Genomic DNA, 659 nt, shown 5'->3' with positions numbered 1-659 from the left:
CCGGCGCGCCCGGCATCGTCGAGCAGGGCGGCGTCCTCGCCGCATGGCACCGGCTGGAAGCCGCCCAGCGCCTGATAGGCTCCGGGTCGGAAGGCCATGTTGGCGCCTCCTGAGCAGTGGGAGCCGGTAGGACTGTCCCACGGAACGGGGTCGACCGATCGTCGGTAGGCGTGAAGCCGATCGAGGTAGCGCTCGACCCTCCCCTGCACCGGATCCCGCTCCGCTGCGATCCGGACGATTCGCCCGGCGACAAGGTCGGCCGAGGCCAGGCCCTGCAGTGCCGCCCTGACCCAATCGGCACGGGGCTGGCTGTCGGCGTCGGTCGTCAGGAGAATACCGTGGGGCGTGCTCGTCGCATGATGCAGGCCGAGGGCGATGGCGGCCCGGCGTGCACGACCGGCATTGGCATCAGGGGACGGGTCTCCCTGAGCCACCGTGAAAGGAAGGGCCATGCGACCAGCATGCTCGCGTATCACCTGCTCGCTCGCATCCGAGCAATTATCGAGGAGGAAGAACACGGCAGCCTCGACGTCGCCCAGGTCCAGTCGCCCGATCGCCTCCAGCAACTTCGGTAACGCAGTCTCCTCGTTGCGGACCGGAACACAGATCGCAGCTGACACAGGTCGCAACGGCACCCCCACCATCGGTTTCGCAGGACC

Annotated in this window: 1 protein-coding gene; it reads right to left on the bottom strand. The window is 68.3% G+C overall.

Annotated features, from left to right (window positions below):
* Positions 1-644, bottom strand: a 644-nt coding sequence (locus AAIO73_RS20345) for a glycosyltransferase family 2 protein (protein WP_526023834.1), incomplete at its 3' end; no start/stop codon positions are given.
* Between the last annotated feature and the right edge of the window lie 15 nt (positions 645-659).

Origin of the sequence: Sphingomonas epibiotica (assembly GCF_039615155.1) — a bacterium.
In the GTDB taxonomy this organism is placed as follows: domain Bacteria; phylum Pseudomonadota; class Alphaproteobacteria; order Sphingomonadales; family Sphingomonadaceae; genus Sphingomonas.
The sequence above is the reverse complement of the archived record's forward strand: the minus strand, read 5'-3'. Positions and strand labels throughout refer to the sequence as shown.